This is a genomic window from Diaphorobacter sp. LI3 (assembly GCF_022807955.1).
GTDB lineage: Bacteria > Pseudomonadota > Gammaproteobacteria > Burkholderiales > Burkholderiaceae_C > Diaphorobacter > Diaphorobacter nitroreducens.
On the sequence record NZ_CP094346.1, the window covers coordinates 2686674 to 2704003 of the forward strand.

16 protein-coding genes are annotated in these 17330 nt (G+C 64.6%); 6 read left to right on the top strand and 10 right to left on the bottom strand.

The window, feature by feature from the left end; genetic code table 11:
- The first annotated feature begins 9 nt into the window (after nt 1-9).
- The gene (locus MRB47_RS12400; RefSeq protein WP_252100868.1) at nt 10-1707 is read left to right on the top strand and encodes a hypothetical protein; all 1698 of its coding nucleotides are present in this window, start codon (nt 10-12) and stop codon (nt 1705-1707) included.
- Nucleotides 1707-3083, top strand: coding sequence for an MATE family efflux transporter (locus tag MRB47_RS12405; RefSeq protein WP_252100869.1), 1377 nt, complete (start codon nt 1707-1709; stop codon nt 3081-3083). The genes MRB47_RS12400 and MRB47_RS12405 overlap by 1 nt, the downstream gene beginning before the upstream one ends.
- Here the strand turns inward: MRB47_RS12405 and phoR are convergent.
- The 7 genes from phoR to pstS form a co-directional block, all read right to left on the bottom strand.
- Nucleotides 3028-4425, bottom strand: a complete 1398-nt coding sequence (gene phoR / locus MRB47_RS12410; protein ID WP_252100870.1) for a phosphate regulon sensor histidine kinase PhoR — start codon at nt 4423-4425, stop codon at nt 3028-3030. The genes MRB47_RS12405 and phoR overlap by 56 nt on opposite strands.
- Nucleotides 4426-4511: 86 nt before the next feature.
- Entirely contained in the window at nt 4512-5219 is a 708-nt protein-coding gene (phoB, locus tag MRB47_RS12415; protein WP_011805573.1) for a phosphate regulon transcriptional regulator PhoB, read from the bottom strand.
- A gap of 16 nt (nt 5220-5235) precedes the next feature.
- Nucleotides 5236-5937, bottom strand: coding sequence for a phosphate signaling complex protein PhoU (gene phoU / locus MRB47_RS12420; RefSeq protein WP_015913075.1), 702 nt, complete (start codon nt 5935-5937; stop codon nt 5236-5238).
- A 14-nt stretch (nt 5938-5951) separates the two neighbouring features.
- Nucleotides 5952-6734 (bottom strand): phosphate ABC transporter ATP-binding protein PstB, encoded by a 783-nt coding sequence (gene pstB, locus MRB47_RS12425; protein WP_011805575.1) that lies wholly within the window; start codon nt 6732-6734, stop codon nt 5952-5954.
- Nucleotides 6735-6756: 22 nt separating this feature from the next.
- Nucleotides 6757-7638 (bottom strand): phosphate ABC transporter permease PstA, encoded by an 882-nt coding sequence (gene pstA, locus MRB47_RS12430; protein WP_252100871.1) that lies wholly within the window; start codon nt 7636-7638, stop codon nt 6757-6759.
- Nucleotides 7635-8648: a phosphate ABC transporter permease subunit PstC gene (pstC, locus tag MRB47_RS12435; protein WP_252102625.1), complete on the bottom strand. Its 1014-nt coding sequence runs from the start codon at nt 8646-8648 to the stop codon at nt 7635-7637. The genes pstA and pstC overlap by 4 nt, the downstream gene beginning before the upstream one ends.
- 77 nt (nt 8649-8725) lie before the next feature.
- Nucleotides 8726-9766, bottom strand: coding sequence for a phosphate ABC transporter substrate-binding protein PstS (pstS, locus tag MRB47_RS12440; RefSeq protein ID WP_252100872.1), 1041 nt, complete (start codon nt 9764-9766; stop codon nt 8726-8728).
- A 200-nt stretch (nt 9767-9966) separates the two neighbouring features.
- Between pstS and MRB47_RS12445 the strand changes: the two genes are divergently transcribed.
- The 4 genes from MRB47_RS12445 to MRB47_RS12460 all read left to right on the top strand — a co-directional run bounded on the left by MRB47_RS12445 (nt 9967) and on the right by MRB47_RS12460 (nt 13689).
- The gene (locus MRB47_RS12445; protein WP_252100873.1) at nt 9967-10458 is read left to right on the top strand and encodes a fasciclin domain-containing protein; all 492 of its coding nucleotides are present in this window, start codon (nt 9967-9969) and stop codon (nt 10456-10458) included.
- A gap of 31 nt (nt 10459-10489) precedes the next feature.
- On the top strand, nt 10490-11623 hold the full coding sequence (locus tag MRB47_RS12450; RefSeq protein WP_252100874.1) for an ABC transporter substrate-binding protein: 1134 nt from the start codon (nt 10490-10492) through the stop codon (nt 11621-11623).
- Nucleotides 11624-11707: 84 nt separating this feature from the next.
- Entirely contained in the window at nt 11708-13189 is a 1482-nt protein-coding gene (locus MRB47_RS12455; RefSeq protein ID WP_123676407.1) for an exopolyphosphatase, read from the top strand.
- Nucleotides 13190-13254: 65 nt separating this feature from the next.
- Nucleotides 13255-13689, top strand: a complete 435-nt coding sequence (locus MRB47_RS12460) for a hypothetical protein (RefSeq protein ID WP_252100875.1) — start codon at nt 13255-13257, stop codon at nt 13687-13689.
- A 51-nt stretch (nt 13690-13740) separates the two neighbouring features.
- Here MRB47_RS12460 and MRB47_RS12465 read toward each other — a convergent pair whose 3' ends face one another.
- From MRB47_RS12465 to MRB47_RS12475, 3 genes are all read right to left on the bottom strand, one after another.
- Nucleotides 13741-14205, bottom strand: a complete 465-nt coding sequence (locus MRB47_RS12465) for a SixA phosphatase family protein (RefSeq protein WP_252100876.1) — start codon at nt 14203-14205, stop codon at nt 13741-13743.
- Entirely contained in the window at nt 14202-16373 is a 2172-nt protein-coding gene (gene ppk1, locus MRB47_RS12470) for a polyphosphate kinase 1 (RefSeq protein ID WP_411275693.1), read from the bottom strand. Before ppk1 ends, MRB47_RS12465 begins: the two co-directional genes overlap by 4 nt.
- 114 nt (nt 16374-16487) lie before the next feature.
- Nucleotides 16488-17324 carry a GNAT family N-acetyltransferase gene (locus tag MRB47_RS12475; protein ID WP_252100878.1) on the bottom strand — a complete coding sequence of 279 codons (837 nt, stop codon included), beginning with the start codon at nt 17322-17324 and terminating at the stop codon, nt 16488-16490.
- Nucleotides 17325-17330: the final 6 nt, after the last annotated feature.

The following is a 17330-nucleotide window of genomic DNA, read 5'->3' on the forward strand; positions in this document are numbered from 1 at the left end:
CCCGTCCGCGTGATACACCCGACCCCCGCCATCGTTGCCCAGAGCGCCGTGCGCCCGCTGCCGCGTTGGGCCTTGCTGCTGCTGTGCCTGGCCTATGCCGTTCCCGGCTTCGTGGGGCGCGACCCGTGGCGCAATGCGGACATCGCCTCGTTCGGCTACATGCGCGAACTGGCCCTCGGGCGCACCTCCTGGATGGACCCGCTGCTGGTGGGCGTGCCGCCGGATGGCGACGGGCTGCTGCCCTACTGGCTGGGCGCGTGGGCCATCCAGGCGCTGGACGGCTGGCTGCCGGCGGAGCTTGCCGCGCGCCTGCCGTTCGTCGCTCTGCTGCTGCTGACCCTGGCGGCCACCTGGTACAGCGTGTACTACCTGGCGCGCAGCCCCGGCGCACAGCCCGTGGCCTTTGCCTTCGGCGGCGAGGCGCAGCCCGCCGACTATGCCCGCGCCATGGCCGATGCCGGCCTGCTGGCCTTCATCGCCTGCCTGGGACTGGCCCAGCTGTCGCATGAAACCACGAGCTACCTCACCCAGCTGTGCTGCACCGCGCTGCTGTTTTACGCTGGCTCCGCAATGCCTTGGCGCACGGCGTGGCCCACCTTCACCGCCATTGCCGGGCTGCTGGGGCTGGTGCTCAGCGGCGCCCCCACGCTCGCAGTGCTGCTGGGCCTGGGCTGTGCCTGGCTGGTGGCCTGCACACGCGGCGCGACACTGCGCAGCCGCGCAGTGGCAGCGGGCGTGCTGCTGGCCGCCACAGTGGCCGCTGCCGCGCTGGCGCTGCAGTTGGACCTATGGCGCTGGCGCATCGTGCGCTTCGAAGATCTGAAACAGTGGCAAAGCCTGGTGCGCCTGTTCATCTGGTTCAGTTGGCCCGCCTGGCCCCTCACGCTGTGGACGCTGTGGCGCTGGCGGCAGCAGATCCTCAGCCGCGAATGGCACCGGCACCTGTTACTGCCGCTGTGGTTTGCCCTCGTGGCCGTGACAGCCACACTGACCACCCAGCCGGCCGACCGCGCACTGCTGCTGGGCCTGCCCGCCCTGGCGGCGCTGGCCGCCTTTGCGCTGCCGACGCTGCGGCGCAGCATCGCAGCGCTGATCGACTGGTTCACCCTGCTGTTCTTCAGCGCCTCGGCCATCGGTATCTGGGTGGTGTGGCTGGCGGTGCAGACAGGGGTGCCGGCCAAGCCCGCGGCCAACGTGGCCAAGCTGGCGCCCGGCTACGTGCCGTCGTTCTCGCTGTTGGCCTTCGGCGTGGCGCTGGCCGCCACGGCTGCGTGGTGCCTGCTGGTGGTCTGGCGCGCGGCACGCAACCGCCCCGTCATCTGGCGCAGCCTGGTGTTGCCCGCAGGCGGCGCCACGCTGGGCTGGCTGCTCATGATGACCTTGTGGCTGCCGCTGCTGAACTATGGCCGCAGCTTCGCACCCCAGGTGGCGGGTGTTGCCGCAGCCATCACCGACCGCGACAGCTGCGTGGTCGGCTACGGGCTGAACCGTGCGCAGTTGGCCGCGCTGCTGCACCATGGGCAGCTGCACATGGTGCCCACCGAACAGCTGGCGCAGTGCGACTGGGTCATCGCAGACGCCTCCGCCGCACCGCTGGTGAGCGCGTTGCTGCCCCCGGCGCAGTGGCAGGAGATGGCGAGCGTCAGCCGCCCCACGGACCGCGGCGACCGCATGCTGGTGCTGCGCCGCACGGCCCGCAAGCGCTGATGTCCGAGCTGTCCACCATTGCACGGCACGCACTCACCGTGCTGGCCGGGCAGCTTGCGGTGATGGCCTTCGGGGTCACGGACACCATCGTTGCCGGACGCCATTCGCAGGAGTCCCTGGCCGCCCTCTCCATCGGCTCAGCCGTGTTCGTGAGCGTGTACGTGGCGCTCATGGGTGTGTTGCAGGCCTTGCTGCCCATCTGGGCCGAGCAGCGCGGCGCGAACGCACAGGCCGGCATGGGCGCCAGCGTGCGCCAGTCGCTGTACCTGTGGGCGGGTGCCGCGGTGCTGGGCATGGCCGTGCTGCTGTCGCCAGGCCCGCTCCTGCAATGGACCGAGGTGCCGCCGGCGCTGCGCGGCGAGGTGCAGGCCTACCTGGCCATCCTCGCGTTCGGCCTGCCGCCTGCATTGCTGTTTCGCATCTACAGCACCCTCAACCAGGCTTTGGGGCACCCGCAGCTCGTCACCTGGCTGCAGGTCGGCTCGCTGGCGGTCAAAGTGCCGCTCTCGGTCTGGTTCACCTTCGGCGGCGCCGGTCTGGCGCCGCAGGGTGCTGCAGGCTGCGCGTGGGCCACGCTGGCCGTGAACTACGGCCTGATGCTGCTGGGCTGGTGGATGCTGCGTCGCCACACGATGTACGGCCCGCTGCGGCTGTGGCGCCCGTTGGAGCGGCCCGACCCCGCGCAGATCGCGCGCTTTCTGCGGCTGGGCCTGCCAGCGGGCTTGTCCATCCTGGTGGAGGTGACCTCCTTCACGCTGATGGCGCTGTTCATCGCACGCCAGGGGGCGTTGGCCTCGGCTGCGCACCAGATCGCTTCCAACCTCGCCGCCGTGCTCTACATGGTGCCTTTGTCGCTGGCCATTGCCGCAAGCGCCCGCGTGAGCTTCTGGCGTGGCGCGGGGAACGAGCACCAGGCCGCTGCCGTCGCCTTGAAAGGTTTTTGGCTTTCAGCGCTTATGGGATGTGCGCTAGCAGCTATATTATTAATAGCAAAAGGTACGATCACGGCCTTGTACTCCACCAGCGCGGAAGTCGTCGCCATGGCAGGCGCGCTGGCAGTATGGGTGGCCGCCTACCATGTGGCGGATGCCCTGCAGACGCTGTGCATCTTCGTGCTGCGCAGCTACCGCATCACGCTGGCGCCATTGGCGGTCTATTGCGTGCTGCTGTGGGGCGTGGGACTGTATGGAGGCTACGTGTTGGCCTACCGCGGCCTGGCGGGTTGGGGGCCGATGCATTCCCCTTCGCCTTTTTGGGCCGCCAGCGCTGCCGCTCTAGGCGCGACGGCGTTGATTTTCACGGCCCTGCTGCTGGGCGTGCTCAGGCTGCAGACACGCCGGGCGGCTCCGCCGCTACCGCAGGAACCCCACCGCTGAGGCTGCGCGGCGGCGTCCGCAGGCGCGACGGCGGAAACACCACCGTGAACGTCGAGCCCTGCCCCACCACGCTGGCCACCTGCAGCGCTGCGCCATGGCGCTGCACCACATGCTTCACGATGGCCAGTCCGAGGCCCGTGCCGCCCGTATCGCGCGAGCGGCTGCGGTCCACGCGGTAAAAGCGCTCGGTGATGCGCGGCAGGTGTTCCGGCTCAATGCCGGGCCCTGAGTCGCGCACCATGAAACGGGCGCTGCCATCAGGCTCCACGTCCCATGCCACGGTAATGCTGCCTCCGGGTGGCGTGTAGCGCACGGCGTTGTTGACCAGGTTGGCCAGGGCGCTTTGCAGCTCGGCCGCATTGCCAGCCACCTGCCCGGCCGCCTGCGCTGCTTCGGCCGTGGGGAACGTGATCTGGTGAGGCTTGCCGGGCTGGTTCTGCGTCAGCAAGGCCGAGAGCGCGCGCCCCTCGTCCTCGCAGCGGCGCAACAGCGTCGAGACCGCGACCCATTCGTGCATGCTGGGCGGAGGGCTTCCCTCCAGGCGCGACAGCGTCAGCAGGTCTTGCACCAGGTTCTGCATGCGCACAGCCTGCTGCGACATCATGCGCAGGTAGCGCGCACGCTCCTCGTTGCTGAGCTGCAGGGTCTGCAGGGTTTCGACAAAGCCCATCAGCACGGTGAGCGGAGTGCGGATCTCATGCGACACATTGGCGACGAAGTCGCGCCGCATGGCCTCGGCCTGCTCCAGCGCCGTCACGTCGCGTGACAGCAGCAGCTTGCGGCCATCGCCATACGGGTGCAGGTGCACCGATACGCGCACCGGCCGCGAGGGCGTGCTGGCGCGTCCTGGCAGCACCACGTCGCGCGTGTAGTCCTTGGACGCGTAGTAGGTACTGAAGTCCGGGTCCCGCACGAGGTTGCCGATGGATTGCTGCGCATCACGCTCCGCATCCAGGCCAAAGTGTTCCTCGGCCATCTGGTTGCACCATTCGATATGGCCTTCGGCATCCAGCAGCATCACGCCATTGGGCGATGCCTGCAGCGCCTGGAGGATTTCCTGCAGGCGCGCATCGCCAGCCTGCGCCTTCAGCTGGCCCTGGCGCACCAAGCGCCGTGCGCGGTCCGCTGCTTCTCCCCACAGGCCGCTCAGGCGTGGCGTTTGCGTGGGGTCTCCTTGGCGCAACCAGTTCAGCACGCGCGCGCCGCGCCACAGATCCCAGGCAAACCACAACCATGCGGCGAAACAGGCGCCGATGCCAGCACCCCAGGGGCCCGCCTGCCACCAGCCCAGCGCACCGCCGATCAGTTGGCACAGCAGAAAGAAAAAGAAGCGCAGGAGCATGGCCGCAGGGCTCAGGTCAACAACAAAAAAGCGCCCGCATCATCTCCGGGCGCCTGAAAAAACACGGGGGCGTCGGGCACCCGCCATCACGCCCGCATGAGTGTCTGCGGCTGCGCGGTGAGCCGGTATCCCGCTCCACGCACGGTCTCCACCATGGCGCCGCCTACCCCCAGCGCTTCACGCAAGCGTTTCACGTGCACGTCCACCGTACGCTCCTCGATGAAGACGTGGTCCCCCCAAATCTTGTCGAGCAGTTGCGCGCGGCTGTGCACGCGCTCCGGGTGCTTCATCAGGTAGTGCAGCAGCTTGAACTCTGTCGGCCCGACCTTGAGCTGCTGGCCCTGGTAGCTGACGCGATGCGTGGCCGCATCCAGCACCAGTTCACCAATAGAGACGCTGTCGCTGACCTGCTCGGGCGCACGCCTGCGTAGCACGGCGCGGATGCGCGCCAGCAGTTCCTGCGTGGAAAACGGCTTGGTGATGTAGTCGTCGGCGCCGGCATCCAGCCCGGCCACCTTGTCGGGCTCGTCACCACGCGCCGTCAGCATGAGGATCGGGATCTGCTTGGTGCGGCTGTCGGCACGCCACTTGCGTGCCAGTTGCAGGCCACTTTGGCCCGGCAGCATCCAGTCCAGCAAGATGACATCGGGCAGCACCGCGTCCAGCTCGCGCTGCGCCGACTCGCCGTCTTCCGCCCAGATGGGCTGAAAGCCGTTGTGGCGCAGGTTCACGGCCACCAATTCTGCGATGGGGGACTCGTCCTCGACGATGAGTACCCGGGGAAGCTTCTTCATCGGTTCACCGCCTTTCTCAGGCCACGGCCGACTCGATCTCGTCCAGCGCCGTGTGGCGCACGTCCTTGCCCTTGACGAGATAGATGATCAGCTCGGCCACGTTCTTGGAATGGTCGCCGATGCGCTCGATGGCCTTGGCCAGGAACAGCAGGTCCAGGCTGGCGGAGATGGTGCGCGGGTCTTCCACCATGTAGGTGATGAGCTTGCGCACGAAACCGTCGAACTCCCGGTCGATGAGATCGTCTTCCTTCAGGATGGCAACAGCGGCCTTGGTGTCCAGGCGGGCAAACGCATCCAGCGCCTTGCGCAGGAGCCCCGAAGCCAGGTCGGCCGCCACACGCAGGTCGCTAGACGGTAGCGAACGGGCGGCCCCGCTTTCGATGATGGACTTGACCATGCGCGCCATGCGCGTGGCCTCGTCACCCATGCGCTCCAGATTGGCGATGGCCTTGGAGAACGCCATCAGCAGGCGCAGGTCGCGTGCGGTGGGCTGGCGGCGCGCGATGACGGAAGCCAGCTCATGGTCGATCTCGACCTCCATGGCGTTCACGCGGCGCTCCAACTGCTCCACTTGTTCCACGGCTTCCAGGTTGAAGTGGGAAAGCGCATAGATGGCCTGGCGAATCTGCGACTCCACCAAGCCACCCAGCTCCATGACGCGGGAGGAAATGTTGTTCAGTTCGCTGTCGAACTGTGAAGAAAGATGTTTGTCTGCCATGTCCCGTACCTCCATCAGCCGAAGCGGCCCGTGATGTAGTCCTCTGTCTCCTTGCGCTGCGGCTTGAAGAACATCTGCTCTGTGTCCCCGAACTCAACCAAGTCGCCCAAATACATATAGGCGGTGTAGTCACTGCAGCGCGCCGCCTGCTGCATGTTGTGCGTGACGATGACCACGGTGTAGTCGTCTTTCAGTTCAGCGATCAATTCCTCGATCTTGGCGGTGGAGATGGGGTCCAGCGCCGAGCAGGGCTCGTCGAGCAACAACACTTCCGGCTTGATGGCGATGCCGCGTGCGATGCACAGGCGCTGCTGCTGGCCGCCGGACAGGCCCGCGCCGCTCTGGTCCAGCTTGTCCTTGACCTCATTCCACAATGCCGCCTTCCGCAGCGCCCATTCCACGCGGTCGTCCATGTCGCTCGCGCTCAGGCTCTCGAAAAGCTTCACGCCAAAGGCGATGTTGTCGTAGATCGACATGGGAAACGGCGTGGGCTTCTGGAACACCATGCCCACCTTGGCGCGGATCAGCGCCACATCCTGCTTGCTGGTGAGCAGGTTCTCGCCGTCGAGGATGATCTGCCCCTCGGCGCGCTGTTCGGGATACAACTCGAACATGCGGTTGAAGGTGCGCAGCAGCGTGGATTTGCCGCAGCCCGACGGCCCGATGAAGGCGGTGACCTTCTTCTCGGGAATGTCGAGGTTGATGCTCTTGAGGGCATGGAACTTCCCGTAATAGAAGTTCAGGTCACGGACCGTGATCTTGGATTGCACGGGCGCGGAGGTCTTGGTGGAGGGCATGAATGTCTTCCGGAGGCAATAGTTACTTTTGGCGCGTGACCACGCGGGCCAGGATGTTCAGGCCCAGCACCGCGAGGGTGATGAGGAACACGCCAGCCCAGGCGAGCTGCTGCCAGTTCTCATAGGGGCTCATGGCGAACTTGAAGATGGTCACCGGCAAGCTGGCCATGGGCTTGGACAGGTCGTCATTCCAGAACTGGTTGTTCAGTGCAGTGAACAGCAGGGGCGCCGTCTCGCCTGCGATGCGTGCCACCGCCAGCAATATGCCGGTGATCACGCCGGCGCGGGCCGCGCGCAGCGTCACCATGGTGATGACCTTCCATTTGGGCGTACCCAGGGCGTAGGCCGCCTCGCGCAGACTGGCCGGAACGAGGATCAGCATGTTTTCGGTGGTGCGGATCACCACGGGGATGACGATGAGCGCCAAGGCCATGATCCCGGCGTAGGCCGAGAAGCTCTTGAACTGGGCGACCACCACGACATAAACAAACAAGCCGATCACGATGCTGGGTGCGGACAGGAGGATGTCGTTCACAAAGCGCGTCGTGGATGCCAGCCAGCCGCGTGCGTCGTATTCCGCAAGGTAGACGCCCGCCATGATGCCGATGGGCGTGCCCACGAACGTCGCCAGCAGCACCATGACGAAGGAACCGAAGATCGCGTTCGCGATACCACCGGCTTCGTTGGGCGGGGGCGTCATCTGCGTGAACAGCGCCACGCTCAGCCCGCCCACACCCAGCCGGATGGTTTCCCACAGGATCCAGACCAGCCAGAACACGCCAAACGCCATGGCCAGAAGCGACAGCGTCAATGCGATCTGGTTCAGGCGCTTGCGCGACGCATAGCGCGCCTGGCGCACCTGGGCCAGCTCGGCCGCGGAGATGAGTTTTTGCGACGTGCTCATGCGCGGGCCCCTTCGTTTTTCTTGAGGCGCGCCAGCAGCAGCTTGGACAAGGCCAGCACCACGAAAGTGATGAAGAAGAGCACCAGTCCCAGATAAATCAACGACGCCTGGTGCAGGCCCTCGCCGGCTTCGGCAAATTCGTTGGCCAGCGCGGAGGTGATGCTGTTGGCCGCCTCGAACACGGACAGTGAATTGAGCTGGTTCATATTGCCGATCACGAAGGTGACGGCCATGGTCTCGCCCAGCGCACGGCCCAGCCCCAGCATGATGCCGCCCAGGACACCGGACTTGGTATAGGGCAGCACCACCTTCCACACCACCTCCCAGGTGGTGGAGCCCAGGCCGTAGGCAGACTCCTTGAGCAGCGCGGGAGTGACCTCAAACACATCGCGCATGACCGACGCGATGAAGGGGATGATCATGATGGCCAGGATGATGCCGGCCGACAGAATGCCGATACCCACGGGCGGCCCCGACACCAGCGCGCCAAGGTAAGGCACGCCGTTGAACAGCGACTGCAGCGGCTGCTGCACATAAGTGGCAAGAATGGGGCCAAACACCATCAGGCCCCACATGCCGTAGACGATCGAAGGCACAGCCGCCAGCAGTTCGATGGCCGTTCCCAGCGGTCGCTTGAGCCACGCAGGGGAAAGCTCCGTCAGAAACAGCGCAATGCCGAAACTGACCGGCACGGCGATCAACAGCGCGATGATGGAGGTCGTCAGGGTGCCGTAGACCATCACCAGGCCGCCGTACTCGTTCTGCACGGGATCCCAGACGCTGCTCGTCAGGAAGCCCAGGCCGTACTGCTGGATCGATGGCCAGGCACCGTGCACGAGCGACGCCATGATGCCCAGCAAAAGCGCCAGGGTCAGCACGGCCGCGCCGCGCGCCAACCAGCCGAAGATGCGATCGGCAATCACGCCGGAAAACAGGGTGGTACGGGGCGGGGGTGAACCCCTGGATGCGCCAACAGCCGCATCAAGCGGCGGGGCCTCGTGGACGGGCATGGTACTGGACACGTCTGATTGCCTTGTAAAACAGGGGAACCGGTGGCACACCCGGGAGGGCGGGCCACCGTGTCGGCTTACTTCAGGGCGATGGATTTGCCCGAAGTGTCCTTGATCTCGCCCCACGACTTCATGATCACTGCCTTCACATTTTCCGGCATGGCCACATAGTCCAGGTCAGAGGCGGTCTTGTCGCCCGACTTGTATGCCCACTCGAAGAACTTCAGTGCCGTAGCAGCCTGCACCGGCTTGTCCTGCGACTTCTGCATCAGGATGAAGGTGGCGGAGGTGAGCGGCCATGCATCTTTGCCGGGCTGGTTCGTCAGGATCTGGTAGAAGCTCTTGGTCCACTCCGCACCCGCAGCGGCGGCCTTGAAGGTGGCCTCATCAGGCGACACGAAGTTGCCAGCGCTGTTCTGCATCTGCGCGAACGTCAGCTTGTTTTGCTTCACGTAGGCGTACTCCACGTAGCCGATGGAGTTGGGCAGGCGTCCCACGAACGCGGCCACGCCTTCGTTGCCCTTGCCGCCCGCGCCGGTGGGCCAGTTCACGGCAGTGCCTTCGCCCACCTTGGCCTTCCACTCGGCGTTCACCTTGCTCAGGTAGTTGGTGAAACCGAAGGTGGTGCCGGAGCCATCGGCACGGCGCACCGGGGCGATGGCGGCATCAGGCAGGTTCAGGCCCGGGTTCAAGGCCTTGATGGCTTCGTCGTTCCACTTGGTGATCTTGCCCAGATAGATGTCGCCGAGCAGTTGGCCGTTGAGCTTGAGTTGGCCGGGCTGAATACCCTTGATGTTCACCACGGGAACGATACCGCCGATCACGGTAGGGAACTGCACGAGCCCCTTCTTGGCCAGTTCTTCGTCTTTCAGGGGCGCATCGGAAGCGCCGAAATCAACCGTCTTGGCCTCGATCTGACGCAGACCGGCGCCCGAGCCGACGGACTGGTAGTTGATCTTGACGCCCGTGGCCTTGTTGTAGTCGGCCGCCCACTTGGAATACAGGGGTGCAGGGAAGCTGGCGCCAGCGCCCGTTGCTTCCTGCTGTGCCCAGGCGCCAGAAAACGCGCCCATTGCCACAGCACCAGACACCAGAACGCGAATCGCGGAGAGTTTCATGGAAGAGACCTCTTGGTTGAAAAAACTCAATGCAGTGACTCTAGAAGCCGTTTGTGACATCACCGTGACATTCATTCTTGGCCGTCATACACCGTCCGCAGCGCTGCCCCACTTCCTTGTCACGGAACTGTCGCACGGGGAACGTACGCTCCCGCCACCGACAACAGTCGGTAACAAACACACCTCTTCGGGAGAACCACATGTTCCGTCGCCTGACTCTTCAAACCACCCTGGCCCTCGCGATCGTCGCGACCCTGGGCGCCTGTTCTACCCCCGCGTCTGCCCCTAACACGGTGGGCGGCGTGGTTGCCAAGACCAAGAACCTCAGCACCTTCAACCAATTGGTCGCCGACGCAGGCATGGCAGCCACGCTGAACGGCTCCGGCCCCTACACGGTTTTCGCCCCCAGCGATGCAGCCTTCCAGGCGCTTCCTGCGAAGACGCGTGACGCCCTCAAGAGCGACAAGGAACAGCTGAAGGCCGTGCTGAGCTATCACATCGTGCCGGCACACGTCACCGCAAGCGCCAAGGCCGGCAAGCTGAAGACCCTGCAGGGCTCGGACATTGCTCTGGCACGCGCCGCAGACTTTGTGACCGTGGAGGACGCTCTGGTGGAACAGGCCGACCTGAAGGCGGGCAACGGTGTCGTACACGTGATTGATCGCGTGCTGGTGCCTCCCCGCAAGAAGTAAGCCGTTCCACGCCAACCTGTCCTTCCAGACCATGCATCCTCCCCTTTCTTGCAGCCTGCGATTGCAGCGGCGCGCCCTGTTGAAGGCGGCGGGCGCTGCCTGCGCCATCGGCGCAGCGGCATATGCGCCCGTGGCGCGGGCGCAGGAGCAACGCGCTCTCGCAGTCACACAGATCGTGGATCTGTCGCCACAGAACCAGGACGTCAGCCGTGACTTCCTGATCGGGTCCCGGGCTGCATGGACGGACCTGAACGCTCGTGGCGGCGGCGTTCGCGGCCGCTCCATCCAGCATGTGGTGGTGGAGACCGACGGGTCGGCTGCCGCAGTTCGCACGGCCTGGAAGGCGGCATACGACAACGCCGGGTGTGTGGCATTGTCCGGGTGCGTGGGGGACAGTACGGCGGCCGCCATCGCCACCCTTCAGACGGGCGAGGCCGCACTGGCCCACCTGGCACCGTGGCTCTTGCGGCAATGGAAGGACGACAGCGACACCGTCTTTCCCATCTTTCCCAATTACCGGGCCCAGATGACCCATGCCATTCGCTCTCTCGCGGTCATGGGAGTGCAACAGGCAGGTGCGGTCTACGCCAATGCGACACTCCAGCAGCAGTTGCAGGGTCTGGTCACCGAAGTGGGCAAGGCCATGGGGTTGCGCATCCAGCCCCTCTCGCCCCAGGAGCAACGCGGAATTCCCCCTGCCATCGTGCTGTTCATCGGGGGCACTCCGGAGCTTCACGAATATGTAAGACACCTGACCCTGCCCCAGGGCCGGCAATGCTATGTAGTGGCCCTTGCCGATGCGAATCTGCAGGTGCTGGCGCAGTTGGGTGGCATTCCGCGCGGCATTTCCGTCATCGCCACGCAACCGGTTCCCTTGGTGTCGCACGGCATGTCCATCGTGCGCAACTACCGCGAGGTCATGGCCAAGCTCTACGACGAGCCCCCCTCGCCCCAGGGGCTGGCGGGCTTCATCGCCGCACGGTATACCGCAGAGGTGCTGCAGTCGGTGGCCGGGCCAGTCACACGCGCCAGCGTTCTCGCCGCGTTGCGTAAACGCGTGGAAATCCAGGTCGGCGGCTACCTGGTGGCCTACGAAGACAGGCGCCTGGCCAATACCCACGTCACACAAAGCATGCTCACGGCCGACGGACGCATCGTGGGCTGAGACGTGGCCGCCCTGCAGTCGTTTTCTCCCCGGCGCCGATGCTATGCTGCACCGCTGGAAAACCTGCGCACAGCGTGCATCCCCATGCAAGATGGAATACTGCTGGCAGCCGTGGATCTGGGCTCCAATAGCTTTCGCCTGGAAATCGGCCGCCTCGAACACGGGCAGATCCGCCGTGTCGAATACCTGAAAGAAACCGTTCGCCAGGGCGGCGGCCTCGATGAAGACCGCAACCTCACGCAGGACGCCATGCAGCGTGGCTGGGATTGCCTTGCCCGGTTTGCAGAGCGGCTTGCGGGTTTTCCAGCTGCTCAGGTCCGTGCGGTGGCGACGCAAACCTTGCGCGAGGCACGCAACCGGGAAGAATTCATTACCCGAGGAAGCCGGATTCTGGGCTTTCCCATCGACGTCGTGTCCGGGCCTGAAGAGGCGCGGCTCATCTACCAAGGCGTGGCAAGACTGCTGCCGCAATCCGACGAAAAGCGCCTGGTCGTGGACATCGGCGGTCGCTCGACGGAATTGATTCTGGGGCAGCAGTTCACGCCAGGTACCGTGGCGTCCTACCGCGTGGGCAGCGTGGCTTGGTCTGCCCGCTACTTCGCTGACGGTTCCTTCACGCGCCACGCTTTCGAAGCCGCTGAGATCGCCGCCAAGGCCGTGCTGGACGAGGCGATGGACAGTTACCGGCGCCAGACGTGGGATGTGGCCTATGGCTCATCAGGCACCGTCGGGGCCGTTGGCTCCATCCTTGCTGCCGCTGGCGGTGAGGAGGGTGTGATCCGCCGGGAGGGCCTCGACTGGCTGCAGGACCAGTTGATGCGTGCGCGCCATGTAGACCGCCTGCGACTGGACGGCCTCAAGGACGACCGCAAGGCGGTGATTGGAGGGGGCGTCAGCATCGTGCGTGCGATCTTTGATCTGCTGGATATCGAACGCATGACCGTGGCGCAAGGCGCCCTGCGCCAAGGTGCCCTCTACGATCTTCTGGACCGCGACCAGCCCGAAACGGATTTGCGTTCAGCTACCGTGCGCTCGCTCATGCACCGTTTTACGGTGGACCACGCCCATGCCGAGCGCGTTGCCGAACTGGCCTGCCGCCTGTTCCGCGAGGCTTCCCCGCAAGGCAGCGAACGTGCCGCCCGCAAGCTCGGCTGGGCCGCCTGCCTGCACGAGATCGGATGCCGCATTTCGCACAGCGACTACCACCATCACGGCGCCTACATCCTGGACCATACAGATGCAGCCGGCTTTGCCTTGCCTGAACTGCACCATCTGGGGCTCCTGGTGCTGGGCCACCGGGGGAAGGTGCGCAAGCTGGAAGCCGCGAATCTCGCCGATCCGGTCTTTGCCTTGCAGCTCATGTGCCTGCGCGCAGCAGTGGCCCTCTGCCACGCGCGGCGCCCTCCAGACGTAGAAGGTATCCATCTGCAGGTGGAAGGCCGCCGCTGTACCGTGCAGTCGCGCACCGGCTGGGCAGCGGCCTATCCGCAGTCTGCACACCTGCTGCGGGAAGAATCCGATGCATGGCAAAAAACGCCATGGGAATTCGTGACCGAGCTTTCTTGATGTGATGGCGCCGCAACATAAAACGATATAAACTGTTTATATCGTTTTTCAATCAGGCAAGATATATGGCACGAACTCCCGCTACCGACACAGCAGCCCCGGCCGCGCAGGCCCCGGCTCCAGCTCCGGCAAAAGATCTGGCAACAGAAGCGCCAGCAGCTTCGCCGAAGAAGTCGCCGGCAAAGCCTTCCAGGGCCGCCGTAAAAGCGCCCCCAAAAGCGGCCACCAAGACAGCACCATCTGCGGCCGATAAAGAAAAAGACATGAAGGCCAAGAAGCCCAAGCTGGTGCGCGATAGCTTCACCATCCCGAAGGACGAGTACGCTGTCATCGAAACGCTGAAGGAACGCACGGCCCGCTTGTCGACGCCTGCCAAGAAGAGCGAGTTACTGCGGGTCGGCCTCCAGTTGTTGTCGCAACTGGACGATGCCACCCTGCAAAAGGCAATGCAGTCCATACCCGCCATCAAGACCGGGCGCCCTAAGTCGGACAAGAAATAGTCTGCTTTGCAGGGCAGGCTTGAAGATCGCCTGCCCTGTCCTGCGCTCCAGCTACAGGAATTCGGGCGATTGCACCGCAAGCAGGATGGTCTCGCTGGCATCCTGTCGTTGCCGATGGCGCAGCCACCACACGGCTCCCTTGCGAATGGAACATTCATCGGCACGCAAGCCCAGGAGCCGCGCCACCGTTTGCCCCAGCATCGACTGATGGCCCACTACCAGCACTGCCCCCCGCGAACGCGGCCACTGGGCCAGTTCCAGTAGCTCATCGGGTTGTCCGCCCGGCAGCAGTTCTGCACGCAGCTTGTATTTGCGGCCCAGTGCTTTTGCGGTCTGCTCAGTGCGCCGTGCGGGGCTGGCAAGCACGCGCAATCCGTCGGGCAGTTGGCGATCGAGCCACACCGCCATGCGTGCCGCCTGTTTTTCGCCACGCTGCGTCAGCGGCCGGTCCAGATCGTCTTCGTTCTCACCGGCATTTTCCGCCTCGGCATGGCGCCAAAGTATGAGATCCGTCATGCGCTTTCTTTCCGGGGCATGGGCGCAGCTACGGGGGCGTAGCGCGCCATCAGGGCATTTTGGGCTCCCGCGCCATCCGGCACATGCGGCGCGCGGGAATAACTGCCATCGCTCTCCAGGCTCCACGCATCACGGTTGTCGTGCAGGTAGGCCACAAGGCATTCGTCAATGATGCGCTGGCGCAGCTTCTTGTCCGTCACCGGCCACGCCAGCTCCACGCGGCGCAGCATGTTGCGGTTCATCCAATCGGCGCTGGACAGGTAAAGGTCTTCCCGCGTACCGCTGCGGAAGTAAAACACGCGCGTGTGCTCCAGGAAGCGACCGATGACGGAACGCACCCGGATGTTCTCCGTGGCGCCCGCCACCTGTGCGGGGAGGATGCATGCGCCGCGCACGATGAGGTCAACGCTTGCGCCACGCTGGCCTGCGCGGATGAGCGCCTGCACCAATGCCTCATCGGTCAGCGCGTTCATCTTGGCGACGATGCGGCCGCCCTCGCCGCGCTCAGCCGCCAACCCTGCTTGCTCGATTTGCTCCAACAGGAACGGGTGCAGGTCGAAGGGCGCCATGACCAACTGCTTCAGCGGTGGCAGCCGGTTCTGATTGGCCAGATGGTCAAAGACGAGATCCATGTCCGCCGTCAGGTCCGCATCCGCCGTCAGATAGCTTAGATCGGTGTAGAGCCGGGCCGTGCGTGGGTTGTAATTGCCAGTGGACAGGTGCCCGTAGCGCCGCAGGCGCCCTCCTTCGCGGCGCGTCACCAAGAGCATCTTGGCATGGGTCTTCAAGCCCACGACGCCATACACCACTTGCGCGCCGATGGACTCCAGCGCTTCGGCCCAGTTGATGTTGGCCTCCTCGTCAAAGCGTGCCTTCAGTTCCACGACTGCCGTCACCTCCTTGCCGCGACGCACCGCCTCACGCAGGAGCTCCATGAGTTCCGAATCCGAGCCCGTGCGATAGATAGTTTGCTTGATGGCCAGCACCTGCGGATCGTTAACCGCTTCGCGCAGGAATGCCAGCACTCCGTCAAAACTCTCGAAAGGCTGGTGGATGAGCAGGTCTCTGCGGCGCAGCTCCGCCATGATGGAGCTGGAGCGCGGCAACTGCACTGGCCATGCCGCGCGCCACGGAGGGAACAGCAAGGCTGGCACATTAATCAGTTCCACCATCTGTACCAACCGCACCAAATTGACGGGGCCATGCACCCGGTACAGCGCCGCGGCAGGCAGAGCGAACTGGGATTGCAAGAATTCAGCCAGGAATCGCGAGCAACCGGAAGACACCTCCAGGCGCACCGCTTGACCGAAGTGCCGCTGCTGCAGTCCCTGCCGCAGGGCGGTGCGCAGGTTGCGCACGTCTTCCTCATCCACAGCGAGGTCCGAGTGACGGGTGACGCGGAACTGCGAAAATTCGTACACCTCGCGGCCCGGAAACAGGTCCACCAGGTGCGTGCGGATGATGCTGGAGAGGCTGACGAACTGCATACCCGTGGGCGCCACATGTGCGGGCAGGCGCATGATGCGCGGCAATACGCGCGGCACCTTGACAATGGCGATCTCGTTTTCACGCCCGAAGGCATCGCTGCCGCGCAGGCGCACGATGAAGTTCAGGGATTTGTTCGCCACTTGGGGAAATGGGTGCGCCGGATCCAACCCCACCGGAATGAGCAGCGGGCGCACATCGCGCTGGAAATACTCACGCACCCACCGCCGCTGCGCCGCCGTGCGCTCGCCATGCGAGACCATGCGTATGCCTTGCGCGGCAAACGCGGGAATCAGCGAATGGTTGTACAGGGCGTATTGCCGCTCGACCAGATCGTGGGCTTTGCGTGCCAGCGCCTCAAACGAATGCAGGCTGTAGCCTTGCTTGGCTTCACCACCGTCCGCCGCGGCAAGATGGGCAGCGGCACGTACTTCGAAGAACTCGTCAAGGTTGGAAGAAACGATGCACAGGTAGCGCAGCCGCTCCAGCAGCGGCACGTCTTCCCGCATAGCCCAGTCCAGCACCCGTTCATTGAAAGCGAGAATGCTGTGGTCACGATCCAGTAACGGCACTCCAGCCACGGGAACCGGCAAAGCGGCGGCGGCCCCCTTCTTTTCCACGCCGGTATCAGGTTCCTCATCAATCTGGCGAGAGACAGCGGACGGAGTCACGGAAGAGGACATGGGAGCAAACAGAAGAGGAAGTGACTGCCAGTATTCGCCATGCCAATGACAAATTCATGACATTGACTTGTTTCTGTCATGCGTTGCTCGGGCACCTTTCCGAAGGCGTACTCGTCAATGTCCCAGGAAGTGCTTCCGGTAGCGAGGGGGTAGATCCACCAGGCGCATCAGCATGGGCAAGTCGGCCGTGTTGAAATCCGGGTCCCAGGCAGGCGCTCCCAGAATCTTGGCACCCAGGCGCAAATAGCCCTTGATCAACGCTGGCGGCTCCACATCCATGCTGCTGTCCAGGTGCTCGACAGGCAGCGGCAAGCGGGGCAAGACATGGTATTCGATGGGCGCGAGATGCGTCTGGCGCAACTGGTGCCAGATGCTGGCGGCCACGTCGCCCGTGACAATGCCGCCGTGCAGCATCGGGATGCTGGCGCAGCCGATCATCGTGTCCAGCCGGTTGCGGGCCATGAAGTCCGCCAGTGCGCCCCACAGCGCAAGAATGACGCCGCCGTGGCGATGGTCGGGGTGAACGCAACTGCGGCCCAGTTCCACCATGCGCTCACGCAAGCCGCGCAGGCGTGTCAGGTCGAACTCGGTATCGCTATACGTGCTGCCCACGCGCTGGGCCTGCGCAGGCGTCAAGACCCGGTAGGTGCCGATCACTTGCCGCGACTGCGTGTCGCGCACCAGCAGATGTTCACAGTAATCGTCAAAGAGGTCCACATCATGGCCGGGCAGCGCGGTCTGCAGACGTGCGCCCATTTCCGAGGCAAATACATCGAATCTCAACCGCTGCGCTTCACGGACTTCATCGAGATGCCGCGCCCAGGCCACCTCCACACCGCCGTGCGGCGCTGCACCGTGGCCCACACCTTCCGTGCTGCGTGGGCGGTGAAGTGCCCCCCTGGGAAGGGTCACGGGGCTCAAGGGCATGGTGGGGTTCGGCAAGTCGCTCATTGGCAC